Origin of the sequence: Mucilaginibacter paludis DSM 18603 (genome assembly GCF_000166195.2) — a bacterium.
Lineage (GTDB): Bacteria > Bacteroidota > Bacteroidia > Sphingobacteriales > Sphingobacteriaceae > Mucilaginibacter > Mucilaginibacter paludis.
The window spans coordinates 370,053-387,652 of the sequence record NZ_CM001403.1 but is presented as its reverse complement, the minus strand read 5'-3'; the positions used below and the strand labels follow the sequence as shown (position 1 = coordinate 387,652).

Genomic DNA, 17,600 nt, shown 5'->3' with positions numbered 1-17,600 from the left:
ATTCATAGAAATGCCATATTGTAATTTTGACGGAATGCTTCAGTACTATAATGTAATACATATATTTATTTGTACATTATCGCTATTATGAAAGTTGCTGCTATCTTGTTATTATTGTCCCCATTCATCCTAATGGCGCAATCGGGGCCATTTGTTATAAAGGGTATTGTTGAAAATTACAAAGAGGGTCAAAAGGTATACCTCATCGGCAATCATATTCGCGACTCAGCCATCATCACAAAAGGCAATTTTACTTTTAGTGGAAACGTAACCATTAGTAATGAACCAGACCAGAACTATAACGATTCGCACTCCAGTATTTTTCTTGACCATACCGGTAAAGGAATGAATTTCGATATCATCAATGTAAATACCTTTCGGGATTGGGGCACGGTATACCTGGAGCCGGGTAAAATTGAAGTAAAGATAGCAGATTCGGCACGTTATGCCATCGTTACCGGCGGCAGGGCGATGCACGATCATCTGGAGTACGATTCAATACTCACAGCATATCATATCAAATACAAAAAATGGATAAAGGGCGAGATGCAAATACCCGAAGAGGTGCGTGAGAAAACGTTTTTGTATGATATGGGCAAGGCAACAGCTGCTTTTAAAAATGAACAGAAGGCTGATGCCTTGCAATTTGTGAAAACGCACCCATGGTCGCCGGTAAGTTTGTATATCTTAAAGCACAACGAAGAGCCTTATCCGGAATATGAGCAATTGGGTCCGTTATTTGAAGCCCTTTTACCCGAATTAAAGGATACAAAATTTGGACAAGGGTACGTTGATATGTTAGCCGGACTAAAGTTAACCCGGTTGGGCTCCCTTGCCCCGGCGTTTACGATGAACGATCAGAACGATAGGCCTGTATCACTCTCTTTGTTTAAAGGAAAGTATGTATTGATTGATTTTTGGGCATCATGGTGCGGCCCTTGCCGACGGGAAAATCCAAACGTGTTGAAGGCATATAAGCAGTTTAAAGATTTTAACTTTGCCATTCTCGGTGTATCGCTTGATGAAAAGAGAGATGCCTGGATTAAAGCTATCGGTACTGATGAGCTCTACTGGACACAGGTATCGGATTTAAAATCATGGAATAATGCCGCCGCAAAACTGTATTCGGTGCAGGCTATTCCGCAGAATTTTTTGATTGCCCCGTCCGGAAAGATTATAGCAAAGAACTTATTTGGCGAAGAGCTTACAAAAAAGTTATCGCAAATATTTGGTTCGAAGTAAATGTGGAAGTTTTATGTATGGGAAATTGAATACAATCAATAGATAATTTGTTTTTTAAATGTTTTATTGCGCTTATCCAAACATAATTCGGAATAATAAAAAAAATAAAAATTAGCTATTGACAAATTAATTATTAAACGTAAATTTACAGCGCAATTAAAAACAATATGAAGTTTACAAACGCATTCTGGTTCGGTTATTACTTTTACTTTATGAGTACAAGCCGGGACTGATATGTCGTAACAGATATAATAAAAAGCAAAAAGTCCCGGCCCAACAGCCGGGACTTTTTTGTTGAATACAAATATGGAAAACAGGAAACCAAGAGTAGCTATACAAGGAATCAGGGCATCGTTTCACGAAGAAGCGGCTTTTAAATTTTTTGGTGATGACATTGAGCCGGTAGAATGCAGCTCGTTTAAACAAACGTTTGAGAAGCTACAGGCTAAGGAAGCCGACTATGTAATTATGGCCATTGAAAACAGTATAGCAGGCAGTATATTGCCAAACTATACGTTACTGATGAATTATAATTTCCCGGTGGTGGGCGAAGTTTATTTACCTATCCAACTGCATCTGTTAGCTTATCCGGGCGTTAAATTTGAGGATGTAAAGGTGGTAACATCTCACCCGATGGCTTTGCGCCAATGCCTTGATTTTTTTGAAGCATATCCGCATATCCAGTTGGTGGAAGGGACTGATACCGCCGCCTGCGCCAAAAGGGTACGTGATGAAAAACTGACGGATACTGTTGCCATCGCCAATACCCTTGCTGCCAAATTGTACGGCCTTGATGTTTTGGAACGCAGGATAGAATCAAACAGAACCAACTATACCCGCTTTTTAATTCTGACAGACCATAACGATGCCGAGAAAATACAGGCCAATAAAGCATCATTATGTTTCCAGGTGGGTAACCATGTAGGAGCGCTGGCTAAAGTGCTTAATATTTTTGCCGGGCAAGAGCTAAACATGAGCAAAATACAATCGATGCCGGTATTAGGCAAACGTAACGAATACAATTTTTATGTAGACGTTGAATGGGAAAAACAAGAGCAGTACGATACGGCCATCCGCCAGATCTTAAAATACACGCAAAACTTTAACATACTGGGCGAATATTTAAAGAATGACGGCCCCCCGACCCCCTGATGGGGGAGGAAATATGGATCCCGGTTATCGCATCATAAAATATAAACTAATTAATCTCAATACTCAAATCTCAATACTCATATCTCAAAAAGATGAAACTAAATTTTAACATACAACCGCTCAATACCTGGGCTAAGGTAACCAAAGAACCCTTTTTAATTGCTGGCCCTTGCAGTGCCGAAACCGAAGAGCAGTTAGTTGCTACGGCGCATTTATTGGCAAAAACAGGCCGCGTATCGGTTTTGCGTGCGGGCATCTGGAAACCGCGTACCCGTCCGGGAGAGTTTGAAGGTATTGGCAGCATTGGCCTGGAATGGTTGAAACGCGCTAAAGCCGAAACTGGCCTGCCAACCGCGGTTGAAGTAGCCACAGCCAAACACGTAGAAGAAGCCTTGAAAGGCGGAGTTGATGTTTTATGGATAGGTGCCCGCTCAACAGCTAACCCTTTTACCGTGCAGGAAATTGCCGATGCTTTAAGAGGTGTTGATGTACCTGTAATTGTAAAAAACCCGGTAAATCCTGATCTGTCGTTATGGATAGGCGCTTTGGAGCGTGTTAACAATGCCGGCATTACCAAACTGGCTGCTATACACCGGGGCTTTTCATCACACGAGAAAACAGCTTTCCGCAACGAGCCAATGTGGGATCTGGCCATCAGCCTGAAGACACATGCACCCGATCTGCCTATCATTTGCGATCCGAGCCATATTTGCGGTAACCGCGAGCTAATCCCTTACATCGCCCAAAAAGCGCTCGATCTGGATATGCAGGGTTTGATCATCGAATCGCATATCGATCCGTCTGTAGCCTGGACTGATGCCAAGCAACAGTTAACACCTTCGGCATTAGACGAGATCATGAGCCGTTTGGAAATCAGGAAGCCAGGAGCCGGTACAGCCGAGGTTAAAGATAAATTAGCTATTCTGCGTAACGACATCGATAAAATTGATGACTTGGTGATCCAGAAAATAGCTGAAAGAATGCAGATAGTTGAAAAAATTGGCAACTACAAAAAAGATAACGGTATCACCATTTTACAGGTTAACCGTTGGGACGAGATATTGCAAAAGCGTACCGCTTACGGAGCTGCTTTAAAGTTGAGCAAAGAGTTTACCGAAAAATTATTAGAATTGCTGCACAGCGAATCTATCCGTAAACAAACCGAGATCATGAATAAGGATGGTATCTCCGGATCTGAGCAGGAACACTTAACCCACGCCTAAGCAGCAGCGATGCAAGCAAATATCATTATATCAAAGGCAACAAAAACCTTGAGCGGTACCATACAACTTACCGGCTCAAAAAGCGAATGCAACAGGGCTCTCATTATTGAGGCCCTGAGCAAAGGCAAGGTTAAGGTGCTCAATATATCCGACGCGGCCGATGCGGTAACTTTGGCTGCGGTTTTAAAAGTCCATAGTCCATGGTCCATAGTCCATAGCCAGGCTGTGGCGGATCGTGAACCATCAACCATAGACCGTCAGCCTCCAACCATGGACCATGGACCATCGACCATGGACTATGTCGATATCGGCCCCGCTGGCACTGCTATGCGTTTTTTAACCGCCTATTTACCTTTGCTGGATAAAAACATCATCATTACCGGTACTAAACGCATGCAGCAAAGGCCGATAGGTATTTTGGTTGATGCCATGCGTAAGTTGGGTGCCAAAATTGACTACCAGGTTAACGAAGGTTTTCCTCCGCTTCAAATCCACAGCGGTTTTCAACAAAAAACGGATCGCATCAGCATCAAAGGTAATATCAGCAGCCAGTATATTACGGCTCTGTTGCTCATCGCGCCAAGCTTACCTTTGGGATTAACTTTGGAGATCGAAGGCGAATTAACATCAAAGCCTTATGTGGAGATGACTTTGGCCATGTTACAGCAAGTAGGTATACAGCATACATGGGACGATAACAACATTCATATCGCTAATCAGCCGTTTAAAGAAACTTCCATATTGGTTGAGCCCGATTGGAGCGCGGCATCCTACTGGTACGCCATAGCGGCATTGTGTGATGAGGCCGAACTGTTTTTACCAGCATTAACGCCTTACAGTTTACAAGGCGATAGCGTGATCACTGAGATTATGGCCAACTTTGGCATCACATCGCAATTTAAAGATGGCGGCGTTCACCTGCAAAAGGAAGCAAAACCTATTTTACGAAAGATCTTCGACTTTAAGGAATGTCCCGACTTAGCCCAGACCGTAATTGTGGTTTGCGCAGCCTTAGGCCATGATGCTACCTTTACCGGATTAGAAACCCTAAAGATCAAAGAAACAGATCGCGTTGCTGCGTTGCAAAATGAGCTGGCCAAAATAGGGGTGAAGCTAACCGAAAAAGGCCAGGTTTATAAGCTTGACTGTAGCGAAAAGCAAATCCCCGAAAAGGTAACCATCCGTACCTACGAAGATCACCGGATGGCCATGGCCTTTGCGCCTTTAGCCCTGGTGGTGCCGCAGGTGGAGGTAGAGGAGCCCCAGGTAGTAGAAAAATCATACCCGGCATTTTGGAGTGATCTGGAAAAGGCAGGGTTTAAGGTTGATGGTTATAGTATTGCGTAATGAGTATTGCGTAGTGCGATTGATTGATAAGCGTTACATTCTTTTTTCAGCGTCATTGCGAGGAGCTACGACGAAGCAATCTCTAAGCTGTACAGAGCGAAAATGCAAAACTGCTTTTCCTAAGTAGAGATTACTTCATACCTCGCAATGACACTTTATGCTGGCTGTCAATAATTTAATAAGACGTCATTGCGAGGAGGTACGACGAAGCAATCTCTAAGCTGTACAGAGCGAAAATGCAGAGCCGCTTTGCCTAAGTAGAGATTGCTTCGTACCTCGCAATGACGCTTGGAGAGAAAAACCGTCGTCATTGCGAGGATTTAATACAGGTAGTCTGTGAAAGGGTGAAACTACAACTGAGTACCGATTGTAGAGGCCACCGCACCGTACTTCGACAGGCTCAGTATGACACCCCATTTTTGTGCGTGAAAGCTGTCATCGCGAGTAATGATCCGGCCCAACCTGAAAAAAATAGGGATGGCGTTTGAACCTTATAGATTACCAAGCGCAAAAAGAAAAGTGCGCAAAGGCCAGACTGCACGCCGGGCCAGGAGTTGGCCTGCGGGTGGAAGGATCGGGCAGTCTTGACTTTTTGGTTACTTTTGTGTCAAGACAAAAGTAACAGCCCTTCACGCGGCGATTGAGCGTGCCAATGCTATAAATTAAGGATACTGATTATCGGAACAGAATTAAATGTACTGATATTCAATAACTTAAATAGATGTCATTACAAGGAGCGAAGTAATCGCACGGAGGCATTTCGCTCTGTATAGTTTGCGATTGCTTCGTACCTCGCAATGACACTTTTATGCTGGCTGTCAGTAATTTAATAAGACGTCATTGCGAGGAGGAAAGACGAAGCAATCTCTAAGCTATACAGAGTTAAAATGCACAACCGCTCTGCCTAAGTAGAGATTGCTTCGTACCTCGCAATGACGAGTGGAGAGAAAAACCATCGTCATTGCGAGGAGGAACGACGAAGCAATCTCTAAGCTGTACAAAGCGAAAATGCAAAGCGAAAATGCAAAGCCGCTCTGTCTAAGTAGCGATTGCTTCGTACCTCGCAATGACGCGTTGAAGGAGTAAATACTAAATAAAAAATACAAATGAGTACAGCTATTTGCAATACTCATTACTCAATACCAATAACAACATGGCAGGCAATTCATTCGGACAATTATTCAGGATAACTACTTTTGGCGAATCACATGGCGAAGCCATCGGCGTAATCATAGATGGTTGCCCGGCGCAGCTTCCCATTGATATGGAATACATCCAGGGCGAGCTCGATAAACGCAAACCGGGCCAAAGTAAAATAACTACCCAGCGCAAAGAGAGTGATACCGTTAAGATACTATCAGGGGTATTTGAAGGCAAAACTACCGGGACACCGATTGCGATGCTGATACCCAATGAGGACCAGCGATCAAAGGATTACAGCCACAATACCGACGTTTTTCGCCCGTCGCATGCCGATTATACTTACCAGGCCAAATACGGCATCCGCGATTATCGCGGTGGCGGCCGTTCATCAGCCCGTGAAACCGCCGCACGGGTAGCCGCTGGTGCCATTGCCAAATTATTGCTGAAAACCCAGCGCATTGAAATACTGGCGCATGTAAGCAGTGTAGGCAAAATAGACGCACCCAATGTGGAGATCACCACTGCTGAAGAATTTTTGGCGGTAAGGGAAAGCAACATCGTGCGTTGCGCTGATCCGGCAACTGCCGAAGAAATGATTGAATTTATAGATTCGGTGCGCAAGGATGGCGATACGGTAGGGGGTAAGGTGAGTTGCCATATCCAAAACTGCCCGGTTGGCCTTGGCGAACCCGTGTTTGATAAACTGCACGCCGAATTAGGCAAAGCGATGTTGAGCATTAACGCCGTACACGGTTTCGAGTTCGGCTCAGGTTTTGCCGGCAGCGAGATGCGCGGCTCCGAGCATAATGATATCTTTGTGAAAAGCCATTTGGGAGATATCAAAACCATCACTAATTTTTCGGGCGGCATACAGGGTGGTATCAGCAATGGTATGCCTATCGAATTTAAGGTCGCTTTTAAACCGGTAGCCACTATTATGCACAATCAGCAAACTGTTGATGCTGGCGGTAATGCGGCCGAGATTAGCGGCAAGGGCAGGCATGATCCCTGCGTTGTACCTCGTGCCGTACCCATTGTAGAAGCAATGGCCGCGCTGGTTTTAGCCGACCATTGGTTAAGGAACAGAAATGCGTATATTGAGCTGGAAGCTTGAGGCACAAGCCGTAGGACTTTTTTAAGCTTTTAGATCTTGTGCTTTCGAGTTTAACCTTAACCTGATATCATAAAATAAGCTTGAGGCGTTGTGCTTCAGGCTTCAAACTCTAAAAAATGAATTTCTACACACGCAAATGGGTAAAACCCGAAGATTTAAACGCTCATGGAACTCTTTTTGGAGGGAGCCTGCTCAGTTGGATAGATGAGGAAGCGGCTATATACTCTATCATCCAGTTAGGTACCAATGGCTGTGTTACCAAATACATGTCCGAAATTAATTTCATTAACTCGGCCAAGCAAGGTGATATTGTAGAGTTGGGTATCAAGGCGGTTAGCTTTGGCCGAACGTCGCTCACCTTAACCTGTGAGGTTCGTAATAAGATCACCCAAAAAACTATCCTCACCATTGATAAGATCGTATTTGTGTCTGTAGATGAAAATGGCGTGCCCGTTCCCCACGGCCGTACAGAGATACTTTATACGGATGAGCGCCTGAGGGAGGATTGATCGACGCATTCCGCTGATAGATTAAATAAACGCTGTGATTTTGCTATCGCCGTTCAGCTTTTTGCTTTGGGCTTTTTTATCTAAGTTTGATTTATGAAGAAGATAATCCTGTTATTTACCGTTGTTTTAGGAATTGCCGCAGGCACCCATGCTCAAACTAAAGACGAGGCAGATGTAGCCGCCGCAGTCGAAAAAATGCGCTTAGCCATGATTAGCGCCAATAAGGCTGATTTGGAGAACATAGCCTCTGATAACCTCACTTATGGACATTCGAGCGGAAAACTGCAAAATAAAGCTGAATTTGTTGATGCTTTTATCAGTAAGGCATCGGTATTTGTAACCATAACCTTAACGGATCAAACCATCAAAATAACCGGTACTACAGCCATTGTAAGACATAAATTGAATGCCGAAACGGCGGATGGTGGTAAACCCGGTACGGTAAACCTGGGCATTATGCTGGTGTTTGTTAAACAACACGGTGCCTGGAAACTGCTGGCAAGGCAAGCTTATAAACTGCCTGTTTAAGGTGCTTTTACCCCGGATTACGCGTAATTAGATAAGCATCGATCATGTTTCACAAGAGGCGGATTTTTTATCGCCGGGGCGCTGAATAGTATACAAAAGCCTTTAATAGATAAATGAGATGCCCGTATACACAGATCAGTTGCAGTTGATGAAATCAATCTGTTTAACGGGCACCTTTTTTGGGTTTATGATCAGTATTGTTTCATTTTGGCTTCCATGCTTTGCGTGGTATGTGGTACGGCCATCAACCGTTCTTTTTGAATCAGTTTTCCGGTTGAACGGCAAATTCCATAAGTTTTATTGGCAATGCGCACCAGGGCGGCATCCAGTTGTTCTATAAATTTTTTTTGGCGTCCGGCCAGCTGATGGATGGATTCTTTTTCCAGCGTAGCCGCGCCATCCTCCAAAGTTTGGTAAGCTCCGCCGGTATCATCGGTGCCATTTGGATTAGCACTTTGTAACGATGCCGATAATGACTCCAGTTCCTCTTTGGCAATGACTATTTTATTAAGGATAAGATTCTTGAATTCCTCCAATTCGGCATCCGAATAGCGTGTTTTGTGAGTTGCTGTATTAATTTCCATGTAGCCCATAACGCCGATTTCTGAATTTGGTTTTGGTGTTTTATCAGTACAATCATATCGTCCGGTATATCAGGCATATGCGATACCAAAATCTAAAGCTCCATCGCAAATTGAACGCCGAGCGCTCCATCCTGGTATGATGGTAAAAGGATTGAGCTTTTCATGGGCTTCCGTTTTAGCTCCGGAGGCATGTTTTCTTGACCTTCTTTTTCCCGGCCTCCTTTAAATATGCGATTGCGGATATATGGGTAAAGCAAATAAGCCGCCTTGGTTGATAATATGCCAAAGCCTGCGCCAGCAACCACATCGCTCAGCCAATGGTCCTGGTGGTAAATTCGCATCACGCCGGTGGTGGTTGCAAAAGCGTACCCGATGATGCCGTACGCTATAGAATTGCCATTGAGTTCCTGAGCCATGAATTCCGCTCCCGAAAACGCATTACCCGTATGTCCGGAAGGGAATGAGAGCCTGTCTGAACCATCGGGCCTCAAACGGTGCGTAGTTCTTTTAACTGTGTTTAATGATATCTGGAGCATCCCCTGTGCCATCACGTAAATCAGGGTTCGGTCAACAAAAGTATTTTTTCCGTGCACCCCAACCAGGTTGAGCCCGTACACCAGCGCCATGGGTGTATATTGGAAATAGTTTTCCAGTGGAGTACGGCTTACAATATCATGTTCTATAGCTTCATTATAAACATAGCTATCCACCCTTCGCAGCGGCCTGATGTAAAATGAGCTCACTCCATACCCAATTAAAACCACAGGTGGGATAAGCGAGCTTAACTTACTATGTAAATGTCTTACGGTGTCGGGGGCCGTAAACAGATCTTTTTTTAAAGTATCCGCAATATTTTTCTTTGTGGTGTCTCTGGTTTGTTGCGCTTCGGCTTCAAAAGCAATCAGCAACAGCAATGCCAGTATCGTATTTTTATAATTAATCATTTGGTATGAGGATATAAGTGTGATCAACAATTTCCCTGGCAAAAGGTTAGTTTTAAGTTATTAAATTATTAAAATAGTATTAATAAAAACAATGTATATCACTTGTAACTTATAGTCAATAGCCATATTTTTAAAAAAAGTTGAGATCATTCCTGTTGTTTATAGTTTTTGTAGAACTCCTGTCATCCAGGAGTTACGGGCAAACATCTGATAGTATTAAGCTGGCTGTTGAGCCGGAGTATAATAAGGTAAGTAAAACACACCAGTTTTTTCTGGGCCAAAACTATCGCAAACTCTGGGCGGCTCCCGTTAAACTGCCTGTGTTCTATTTATCAAAAGAAAAAGGTGGGTTAAAAATTCTGCAAAGAGGTGGGGGGAAGCAAACCAAATCATTGCGTTTGCAAGATTCAACCGGGCAGCAGTGGGTATTAAGAACTTTACAAAAGTATCCGGAATACGGTTTGCCGCTTAACCTCCGGCCAACGGTGGCAAAGGATATCCTGCAAGACCAGGTATCCGCAGCTCATCCTTTTTCTGCCTTAACAGTACCTCCACTCGCACAGGCCCTGGGCATACCGCACTCCAACCCACGTATAGTTTACCTGGCCGATGAGCCCGCCTTAGGCGAATACCGAAAGGAGTTTGCAAACCAGGTTTTTTTGTTTGAAGAACGTGAGCCGCTGGATGCCGACAAAACTGATAATACCGAAAAAACACAACGGAAATTACAGCAGGACAATGATAACCGGGTTGACGAAAAAACAGTATTAAGGGCGCGCCTGCTGGATATGCTTTTGGGCGATTGGGACAGGCATGAGGACCAATGGCGATGGGAGAAGATTGACGGAAAGCACGAAACAGTTTATGAGCCTGTACCACGCGACCGCGACCAGGTTTATTACAAAACATCGGGCTTGTTTCCATGGATAGTATCGCATCAATGGTTAAAATCAAAATTTCAGGGTTATAGCGGTGCCATCAGAGATATCAACGGGTGGAACTTTAATGCCCGCTATTTTGACCGTTATTTTTTGAACCAGTTGAGCGAAGACGACTGGAAGGAGCAGATTGCCTATGTGCAGGCTAAACTAACAGACAGCCTGATTAGCAAAGCTATCCGTTTGATGCCCGATACAATTTACCGCCTTTCGGGGCCTGCAATTGTGGCCAACATAATCGCACGAAGAAACATACTGGCTCAACAGGCTTTGGAATATTATCGCTTTATATCCAACGAAGTAGAAATTCCGGCAAGCGATAAAATGGATCAGTTTACCATCCATAACGAAGACAACGGTAATTTAACGGTAACGGTAAATAAAATTAAAAAGGACGGTACCATTGATAAAGTAACCTACCTGCGCACCTTTAAACCCGATGTTACGCTGGAGGTAAGGCTGTATGGTTTTGATGGCGCAGATATTTTTTTAGTGACAGGCACAAAGGCATCGCCGATTAGGGTGCGGATGTTGGGCGGAGGTGGTGTTGACAGTTTTTATGTTGATAAGAACCTTCACAATAAAAACAAACTTTATGTTTACGACAGATCTGATCAGCAGAATATTTTGCCTTCATCATCCAAGGTAAAAATCCGTACTTCAACGGATACGACAGTAAACGATTATGATAAAACAAGCTTCAAATTCGATAGGTTTGAGCCTGTTATCCTGGCAAATTACAGTAATGATATCGGTGTTTTATTGATCGGCGGCTTCTCGTACCAGAAACAGGGCTTTCGTAAAGAGCCTTACGCTTTCAGGCAGGAGTTTTTAACCAATTATTCGCTGGCGCGCAAATCACTCTTGTTTACGTATGTAGCCCGGTGGACAAAACTGATCGGTAATAATGATTTGAGTATCAATTTGCTATCCAGGGGGCCCAATAACCTCAGTAATTTTTTTGGTGTAGGTAATAACACGGTATTTGTAAACCAGGGCGATAAAGATATATCCTACTACCGTAACCGCTATGATTATATCACCGGGGATGTTTCCCTGTACCATACCTACGGCAAGTTGCGTTTAAGCGCTGGTTTGGCCGGGCAATTTTATAACAGTGAGGCCGGGGATAATCCCCAAAGATACCTGACAGATTATAACCAGGCAAACCCCGGCGCCAATGTTTTTGATACCCGGTTTTACGCGGGCCTAATAGCGGGTGCCCAATTGGATACCCGTAATAAAGGGACGCTACCTACCAAGGGCATCTACTGGAATACCAGCCTTAGTGGCTTCACTGGTATCAGCAGGGATAAGAATACTTACGGACAGGTTTTATCCGAGTTTAGTTTCTATTTAACCCCCGACCGTGATTCGGTGTTGATTATTGCTAATCGCACAGGCGTGGGTACCACCATTGGCAACGCGGCATATTTTCAGCAACTTAAACTTGGTGGCGCGCAAAATTTCAGGGGTTTTCATACCAATCGTTTTACAGGTAAAACTATCGCTTACAATAACCTGGAGCTGCGTTTAAAAGTACTCGATTTTAATTCGTACCTGCTTCCGGGTACTTTAGGTATTATCGGTTTTAATGATGTTGGCAGGGTATGGGCACCGGGCGAATCATCAACCGTATGGCACGATGGTTACGGCGGCGGTATTTATTTGATACCCGCCCAGTTGCTTTTAATTGAAAGCGTTGTTGGCTTTTCTAAAGAAGGGGCTCTGCCTTATATTTCTATAGGCTTTCGCTTTTAATATTTTTTTAAACCGCTAATCAAAACAAACTCTTTTGTTCCGCTTCGCCCGGTTGCGATGCCTGTTGATAGGCCCTGATCAGTTCGATAATCTCCTGGCCATATTGTACCGCTTTAGGTTGCCCAACACCTTTGATGGCGCCAAGGGCTTTAAGGGTTTGAGGGAGCTTTTCGGCAATGGCTGCTATCGTTTTTTCAGACAAGATCATGTTGGGCATCACCTTGTTTTTTTCGGCCATGCTAACCCGCCATTGCATCAGCTGTTTATAGAGCTCTTCGTTAGGCTTCGCGTTAAGCGCTTTAACGTATGACCGGGATTTATCAGCAACAGATTTAGCCTGGGCTTCTTTTTTAAGATCAAGGTAAGCGTTAACGGTAAAGTCTTCAGCCGAGAAGTGTATCATCAATGTTATCCGCGCCATTATCAGCTGCATCACCTGGTCGGCTTTAGCGGCTAACTCTTTTTTGGTTGATGATTGACTGATTAAGCCAGGTATCAAGGCATGTAAACTTGTTGTAAAGGCTTCCAGTTTCTGCAAAAAATAAACTGCTGCTTTCTTAATCCGGTCCGTATCGATGGTGTGCAATTGCCTTGTCAGTTTTTCGGCTACGGTAACAACCTCCGTATTGAAGGTAGGTACAACTTCCTCAAAACCTTCCATCTTGCTTTTCACAGGTGCAAAATTAAACAGCTCTGCTATCAAAAATTGCCGATAGCGTTCCTGATCGAGCGTTAGTCTTTCCCGGTCAGGCTTAATGGCATGGGCTTGGTTATTAAAGAGAGCGATAGCCGGATCGCCAATAATATTATGTGGCGATACCTTATTGCGTAAAACCATGCCGCCAAGGCTCCGGCAACGGCTTAGTGCAACGTATACCTGGCCATGTGCAAAAGCTTCGCTTACATCAATAATGGCCTTATCGAAACTTAAACCCTGGCTTTTGTGGATAGTAATGGCCCAGGCCAGTTTTAAAGGGATTTGTGCAAAGCTACCGGCATTGGTTTCGTTAATTTGTTCTTCTTCCAGCTGATATTTAATGTTGGTCCATTCCAGTGCCTGTACGGCTATATCTTTGGTTTCGTTTCCGCAACGTACAAATACGGTATCGCTTTCAATACGGGTAATCAATCCAATTTTCCCATTATAAAAAAGCTTCTCCGCCGAATTGTCGTTCTTAACAAACATCACCTGCGCACCAATCTTTAGCTTGAGGTCGGTTTCGGTAGGATAAGCATCTTTGGGGAATTCGCCTCTTATTGTTGCTTTAAAATCAAAAACCTCACCCTCAAGTGCTTCAATAAATTCGTTATTGAGCTTTTGCGCTATACTGTTGTGGGTGGTGAGAGTGATGTAAGGTTCTGTTGCCGTTGGCCTGAAATCGGGTTGGTGGCGTTCGTTCAGTACTGCCAAACTCGGTGGGCTAATTTGGTTGTTGCGTACCTCGTTCAGGATATCAACAAAGGACTGTTCCTTCTGCCTGAATACATGGTCGAGCTCAATACGCACAAAAGGACTGTGTTGTAATACCCGGCTGCTAAAAAAATATTGATTGGTATAATAACGGTTCAAAAGCATCCACTCCTCATCACGGATGATGGGGCTGAGCTGCGATAGATCGCCGATGAGGAATAGCTGAACTCCGCCGAATGGGTAGCTTGAATCTTTAACATTCCGCAAAACAAGGTCGATATAATCTAATATATCAGGCCTTACCATACTCACCTCATCAATTACCAGCAAATCAAGGCTGGATAGCAACTCTTTCTTTTCAACGCTGAAGTGTGCTTCGGGCCTTGCCGTGTTGGATGGGATGATAGGGCCAAAGGGCACCTGGAACATGGAATGGATCGTCATTCCGCCTGCGTTAATGGCGGCTACACCGGTAGGCGCAACAATAGCCATTTTTTTGCGGGTGTGTTGCTTAACATATTGCAAAAAAGTAGTTTTACCTGTTCCGGCCTTCCCGGTCAGGAAAATAATGGTGTTGGTGCTCTCCACATAGTCAAAAGCCAACTGCATTATGGGGTTCATCTCTTCCATCATTCAGCTGCAATTTTAACATAAAAATTGCGAACGCCGGTAAATATTGTTTTACTCTGGGCCAGAGTATTGTACCGTAGAAGTAAAATAATCGGGCTGGCTACAATTGCACAAACTAAAAGAATATGTTATGTTTGAGTATAAGTTTAAGAAGCAATTTAATTATACTACCATGCTGGCAACCATTAATAACAACATTGATCCGGATGAGGATTATTTGACTGAAGAAGAGGATTTTGACCTGGACGAAGGAAGTGATTTTGAGGTGGAAGATGATTTAGATGAACTTGACCCTGACGATGAGGACTTGAAAGGTGAGCCCTTGTTTGATGATCTGGACGATGTTGAGGATGAAGACGAAGATTAAGGGCTTTGCCTGATTTTTTAGTTTAAGCCTTGTATTCAGGGTGTAGTATGGCATCACTCAAAGTTGACGCCATAACTTCTATCAACACTGCTACCGTGTAAACTATAAATGCCGGTTAGCCCTGGGTTGAATCAAATTTATCAGCCAGAAGGCAATCACATTGAATTGCTCCAGCCTAAACACGCTCGGCTTAGCATTACAGCCTTTGAACTGTATTTTGATATCATACAATTGCAAACCTGCGTTTGCAGTTGTATGATATATTATATTGCCGCCTGGCGTTTTGCCCTGCAGTTATGGTATTACTTACTCTCTTTAACTGCTTTTTTAACCTTGATGGCGCTCAGCCCTTTTAATCCCTGTTCGGTTTCAAAAGTTACTTTGTCGTTTTCTTTAATGGCTTCTTCAAGCGCTTTTACGTGTACAAAGATGCTTTCCTGGGATACTGAATCCTGAATGAAACCAAATCCTTTAGATTCGTTAAAAAAGGTAACTGTTCCTTTTCTAAATGGATCAGGCGGAGCCATGGCTTCCTGCTTTGGTACCGAGATCTGGATATCTTCGGTAACAATCTTTTTCCTTTTAGACGGGTCTGGTGGAGTGGATGTGATATTACCATCATCATCAATGTATGCCATCATATCTTCCAGGGTTTTTCCTTTATCGGAGTTAGCCTTTCTTTCTTCCGCCTTTTCTCTTTTGTCCTGTAATTTTTTTGATTTTTTTTTCTCTCTTTCTTTCTTACTGAATGTTTCTACTGATCTTGCCATGATTGAATATACATAAAATTTTGGCAAAATGCTACTAAAGTTAAAATAATATTTTGAAAGGTTGTAATCTTGTTGATTTATAGGTAGTTATTATTGGCTTGGCCTAATTGAACGACCGCCTGAAAGCGCTGGGAGAAACATCAGTATTGCGCTTGAATAGTTTATTGAACGATTGGGGATGCTCAAAACCGAGTTGGTATGCAATCTCCGAAATACTGAGTTGGCTGGTGCTGAGGATCATCTTTGCTTTTTCTATCAGCCGGTCATGAATATGCTGTTGCGTGCTTTGGCCCGTTAGCGACTTGAGCATATCAGTAAGATACCTGGGTGAAACTTGCAGGTGACTTGAAACTTCCTGTACGGTTGGCAATCCATCAATTGTTGAACCGATGTGGTTAGAGCGATTAGCCAGGTAAGTATCCATTTGAAGGATCAAATCGTGATGAACAACCTTCCTTGTCAGAAACTGCCTGTTATAAAAGCGGTTACTATGGTTAAGCAACAACTCAATCTGCGAAACCAATACATCCTGGCTAAAGGCGTCGATATTGTTATCCAATTCGGCTGCTATACTTTCAAACAAAGCCGACACTACTTTTTTTTCCTTATCGGCAAGAAATAAAGCTTCGTTAACAGCGTACGAAAAGAAGCCGTATTGCGTGATGTTTTTCCCCAACTGGTAATTCCGGATCAGGTCGGGATGGAAATAAAGGGTATAACCATCGTAACTGCTTTCCTCGCCCGATAGGGTAACTAACTGGTTCGGCGCTAAAAAAGCCAGTCCGCCTTCCTCAAAGTCGTAATAACCCTGCCCATATTTCACCTGCCCTTTAAAATTCTTTTTAAAGGAGATCTTATAAAAGTCGATCAGGAAACTTTGGCCGGCATATTCCCGGCTGATTCTTGTTACATCATAATTTACCAGCGCCACCAGCGGATGCAGTGGCTTAGGCATACCAAGCCTATGCATCAGTTGGGAGATGTTTTTAAAAACGATGGGAGGCTGGGCAGGTGTTTTCATGCTTTATGCTAAGTTAAGTATTAATCCTGTACGGTGGGCCTGATGATAATATCACCCACATCAACATTTGCGGGCTGGCTAATAGCATAAGCTACAGCACCGGCGATGGCATCCGGAGAGATTGCAATCCTGGTTGCCATTTCCTTAATGGCGGTCATAATGGTTTTATCTTTTACGTGATCTGCCAGTTCTGTTTTTATAAAACCAGGCGATATGCCGGTTACACGGTATTGTCCTCCAGATTCCTGCCGCAATGCTTCGGCAATGGTTCTAATCGCGTTTTTGGTACCGGCATACACACCCTGCAAGGGAACAATTTTGATGCCGGAGGTAGAAATGATATTGATGATATGGCCTGAGCCTTGTTTTTTAAAAACGGGTAATGCTGCGGCAATGCCATATAGGGGGCCTTTAAGGTTAACGTCTATCATCTCTTCCCAATCTTCTACCTGTACCTCGTCTACACGCGAAAGATGACTGATCCCCGCGTTATTCACCATCACATCCAGGCGGCCATAGGTTTCAGAAGCTAAAGCCACTAATTTAATCAGGTCGGTACGTCTTTTAACATCAGTAACCTGGTATATCGCTTCACCACCATCATTGATAATCCGTTCAACCAGTTTTTCTAATCGATCTGCACGGCGGGCTCCTAAAACTACTTTAGCCCCTTGCGCCGCCAGCATAATCGCTATGGCCTCGCCAATGCCGCTGCTTGCGCCTGTAATAGCTACAACTTTTCCTTTGATATTGTTTTCTATCGTTTTCATATGGCAAAGTTCAGTAAGGCTAATCACTAATAGTTAGCCTAAACCGTTGATGTTGTAGCCTGAATGTTGTCGGAATTGTCGGTGGGACACCGACAAGGGATGAGTTGTGGTGGTTGAAGGATACCGGCAAATGCGGGAATGTGGCA

General features: G+C 43.8%; 15 protein-coding genes. 9 read left to right on the top strand and 6 right to left on the bottom strand.

Going from position 1 to position 17,600, the window contains the following annotated elements:
• The first annotated feature begins 87 nt into the window (after positions 1–87).
• The 7 genes from MUCPA_RS01465 to MUCPA_RS01430 all read left to right on the top strand — a co-directional run bounded on the left by MUCPA_RS01465 (position 88) and on the right by MUCPA_RS01430 (position 8,258).
• Positions 88–1,242, top strand: coding sequence for a TlpA disulfide reductase family protein (locus tag MUCPA_RS01465; RefSeq protein ID WP_008504040.1), 1,155 nt, complete (start codon positions 88–90; stop codon positions 1,240–1,242).
• Between the two features lie 306 nt (positions 1,243–1,548).
• Positions 1,549–2,394 (top strand): prephenate dehydratase, encoded by an 846-nt coding sequence (locus MUCPA_RS01460; protein ID WP_008504039.1) that lies wholly within the window; start codon positions 1,549–1,551, stop codon positions 2,392–2,394.
• A 92-nt stretch (positions 2,395–2,486) separates the two neighbouring features.
• The gene (locus MUCPA_RS01455; protein WP_008504038.1) at positions 2,487–3,617 is read left to right on the top strand and encodes a chorismate mutase; all 1,131 of its coding nucleotides are present in this window, start codon (positions 2,487–2,489) and stop codon (positions 3,615–3,617) included.
• Positions 3,618–3,626: 9 nt separating this feature from the next.
• Positions 3,627–4,964 carry a 3-phosphoshikimate 1-carboxyvinyltransferase gene (aroA, locus tag MUCPA_RS01450; protein ID WP_008504037.1) on the top strand — a complete coding sequence of 446 codons (1,338 nt, stop codon included), beginning with the start codon at positions 3,627–3,629 and terminating at the stop codon, positions 4,962–4,964.
• A gap of 1,153 nt (positions 4,965–6,117) precedes the next feature.
• On the top strand, positions 6,118–7,221 hold the full coding sequence (gene aroC, locus MUCPA_RS01440; RefSeq protein WP_040625604.1) for a chorismate synthase: 1,104 nt from the start codon (positions 6,118–6,120) through the stop codon (positions 7,219–7,221).
• A gap of 116 nt (positions 7,222–7,337) precedes the next feature.
• Complete coding sequence (locus MUCPA_RS01435; protein WP_008504035.1) at positions 7,338–7,730, top strand: acyl-CoA thioesterase; 393 nt, start codon at positions 7,338–7,340, stop codon at positions 7,728–7,730.
• 93 nt (positions 7,731–7,823) lie between these two features.
• On the top strand, positions 7,824–8,258 hold the full coding sequence (locus MUCPA_RS01430) for a nuclear transport factor 2 family protein (RefSeq protein ID WP_008504034.1): 435 nt from the start codon (positions 7,824–7,826) through the stop codon (positions 8,256–8,258).
• A gap of 191 nt (positions 8,259–8,449) precedes the next feature.
• On the opposite strand, the gene MUCPA_RS01425 is transcribed toward MUCPA_RS01430, so the two are convergent.
• The gene (locus MUCPA_RS01425; protein ID WP_008504033.1) at positions 8,450–8,851 is read right to left on the bottom strand and encodes a TraR/DksA family transcriptional regulator; all 402 of its coding nucleotides are present in this window, start codon (positions 8,849–8,851) and stop codon (positions 8,450–8,452) included.
• 83 nt (positions 8,852–8,934) lie between these two features.
• Positions 8,935–9,786: a phosphatase PAP2 family protein gene (locus MUCPA_RS01420; RefSeq protein ID WP_008504032.1), complete on the bottom strand. Its 852-nt coding sequence runs from the start codon at positions 9,784–9,786 to the stop codon at positions 8,935–8,937.
• A 140-nt stretch (positions 9,787–9,926) separates the two neighbouring features.
• On the opposite strand from MUCPA_RS01420, the gene MUCPA_RS01415 reads away from it, so the two are divergent.
• The gene (locus MUCPA_RS01415) at positions 9,927–12,485 is read left to right on the top strand and encodes a BamA/TamA family outer membrane protein (RefSeq protein WP_008504031.1); all 2,559 of its coding nucleotides are present in this window, start codon (positions 9,927–9,929) and stop codon (positions 12,483–12,485) included.
• Positions 12,486–12,504: 19 nt separating this feature from the next.
• Here MUCPA_RS01415 and MUCPA_RS01410 read toward each other — a convergent pair whose 3' ends face one another.
• Entirely contained in the window at positions 12,505–14,529 is a 2,025-nt protein-coding gene (locus MUCPA_RS01410; protein WP_008504030.1) for an HRDC domain-containing protein, read from the bottom strand.
• 127 nt (positions 14,530–14,656) lie between these two features.
• On the opposite strand from MUCPA_RS01410, the gene MUCPA_RS01405 reads away from it, so the two are divergent.
• The gene (locus MUCPA_RS01405) at positions 14,657–14,893 is read left to right on the top strand and encodes a hypothetical protein (protein ID WP_008504029.1); all 237 of its coding nucleotides are present in this window, start codon (positions 14,657–14,659) and stop codon (positions 14,891–14,893) included.
• A gap of 302 nt (positions 14,894–15,195) precedes the next feature.
• On the opposite strand, the gene MUCPA_RS01400 is transcribed toward MUCPA_RS01405, so the two are convergent.
• From MUCPA_RS01400 to MUCPA_RS01390, 3 genes are all read right to left on the bottom strand, one after another.
• The gene (locus tag MUCPA_RS01400) at positions 15,196–15,663 is read right to left on the bottom strand and encodes a cold-shock protein (protein ID WP_008504028.1); all 468 of its coding nucleotides are present in this window, start codon (positions 15,661–15,663) and stop codon (positions 15,196–15,198) included.
• 103 nt (positions 15,664–15,766) lie between these two features.
• Positions 15,767–16,684: a helix-turn-helix domain-containing protein gene (locus MUCPA_RS01395; protein ID WP_008504027.1), complete on the bottom strand. Its 918-nt coding sequence runs from the start codon at positions 16,682–16,684 to the stop codon at positions 15,767–15,769.
• A gap of 20 nt (positions 16,685–16,704) precedes the next feature.
• Positions 16,705–17,454: an SDR family oxidoreductase gene (locus tag MUCPA_RS01390; protein ID WP_008504026.1), complete on the bottom strand. Its 750-nt coding sequence runs from the start codon at positions 17,452–17,454 to the stop codon at positions 16,705–16,707.
• Positions 17,455–17,600: the final 146 nt, after the last annotated feature.